The 1,856-nt window shown below is 27.5% G+C and carries 2 protein-coding genes; both read left to right on the top strand.

What is annotated here, in order from left to right; genetic code table 11:
• Positions 1–141 precede the first annotated feature (141 nt).
• Positions 142–909, top strand: coding sequence for a hypothetical protein (locus tag V6246_RS18140; protein WP_341561857.1), 768 nt, complete (start codon positions 142–144; stop codon positions 907–909).
• Positions 910–1,126: 217 nt separating this feature from the next.
• Positions 1,127–1,621 carry a hypothetical protein gene (locus V6246_RS18135; protein ID WP_341561856.1) on the top strand — a complete coding sequence of 165 codons (495 nt, stop codon included), beginning with the start codon at positions 1,127–1,129 and terminating at the stop codon, positions 1,619–1,621.
• The last annotated feature ends 235 nt before the right edge of the window (positions 1,622–1,856 follow it).

Raw genomic sequence — 1,856 nt, 5'->3', positions numbered from 1 at the left:
AACGCTACTTTAGTAAACCAAATATTCTTTCTTAAATTTAAATATTTATTTCCTAAATTAGCTTCAATATAAATCTGTAGGATATTTATATTGATAATCCCTTAATGTCTATATACCTGCCGTTACCAGCAATTAGAAAAAATGAAATACGATTACATTCTATACTTTAATAATTCTAGACCTTCAAAATTGGAGCTTCTTTATGCTTTAAATAGAGAGCTAAAATCGTTTGGAATAGAGAACGAATTAGATGTAAGAAACAGCAAAAAAATAAAAGCTACATATCAAAGTAAACAATTTGAAATCACATTTGAGAACTTTAAAAACTTTTCTCAGACATTAAGAATTCTGACTGATGAACAATATAATCTATCAAACAGAATTGGAATTATTACATTGATTTGGAGATTAATGAACTGGCGATTCAAAGTCGATTATGGTCAAATGGAGCTTTTAAAAAAAGAATCATTTGACTTAATAAATGAAAGGTTTGAGAACAGATTTATTAACCAAATCAAACTCCATTCTCTTCTTGAAACAGAATTTAAACCAGTTGATTTTGAATTAAAAAAACAAGATGACGGACAAAAAGAAATTACTATAGGATATATTTCCCTTGATAATGTAAATTCTAATGAAGAAGCTTGGATTAGTTTTTCTGCTAAACTTGATTATGATGGTTGGGATACTGTAAATAATGAATTCATTCCAATAACATTAGAAGAATATAAAACTGAATCTTTGGAATTCACAAAATATTGGGAAATGCCTAATAATTCTATGCAACTAGAGGAAGAAACAAACATTGTATCAATTCTTAAAATTGATAAATCGTGGGACTTTATTGAATACTTGGTTTTAAGAGAGAATTCAATGCAATACATATCAACTAATGTATGGACAGGATAAAAAGCTGGTAACACAGTATAAAAAACATAGGGCATTTGTGCTAAACCTTAAGTTTGTGCATATTAACAAAGTACGCTAAATATAAAATTTGGCGTTTATAGTAGAAAAAATAGAAGCAAAATATTTATATTTAGCTAAGTAATAAACCGAAACGATAGTATTTATAACCTGCCCTACGTTTCTTATACGCAACGTTGTAGGTAATTAAAAACGAAATATGATAACATTAAGTATTAAAGAAAAAACATATGAAATTCCAATGCTTCGTGAGCAACTTGTTGAATTTTTGAAAATATATTTAGCAATTAAACCACTTCAATTTTTTTATAGAACAAAATCGGAAAATATTAAAAATGAATTAGAAAAATTACAAAAAGGAACAATAGGCTATGACCTGAATAAATTGCTTGACAATAACAAACTAAAAGTGATACCTAAATTTGAAAATCACGATTTGAAACATATAATACTTGGATATGGAATGACTTCTGTTGAGGAAATAAAAATGCAAGCTTATTTATTTGGAAACGGAAATAAAAACATTTTTTGTATTATTTTTTTTGCTTCTGGTTTGATTTTTCCTGAAGAATGGAATTCATTTTATAAAGAATACAAAAAAGGAAAAAAATCAGTTTACATTCACGACTTATCTTTTAAAGAAACAATAATGAAACAAACTGAAAAATTAAAAACTACCTACAACACCGTATAAAAATAATTGCGGTTTAGTGCTTAAACAAAGGTCGTTGCGTGTTTGTAACGTCTGATTTTCCTTCGGAAAATCCTCGCATACAAACCCGCAACTATTCTTATACATAAACGTTGTAAGCAATAGCGTGGCTATCGTTAGATAACTTTCAATATAAATATTGTTTACGCAAAAGGAATAAAAAAAGGCAGTTAAAAAAGTGTATTATTTAGAAAATACGCTTCCAAGTTTTCGGCGA

Source organism: Algibacter sp. TI.3.09, from assembly GCF_038154905.1.
GTDB lineage: Bacteria > Bacteroidota > Bacteroidia > Flavobacteriales > Flavobacteriaceae > Algibacter.
The sequence above is the reverse complement of the archived record's forward strand: the minus strand, read 5'-3'. Positions and strand labels throughout refer to the sequence as shown.

What these genes read in the sequence shown, in the direction of transcription:
- V6246_RS18135 (WP_341561856.1), top strand. Translation starts at nt 1,127, where the DNA reads ATGATAACATTAAGTATTAAAGAAAAAACATATGAAATTCCAATGCTT.
- V6246_RS18140 (WP_341561857.1), top strand. Translation starts at nt 142, where the DNA reads ATGAAATACGATTACATTCTATACTTTAATAATTCTAGACCTTCAAAA.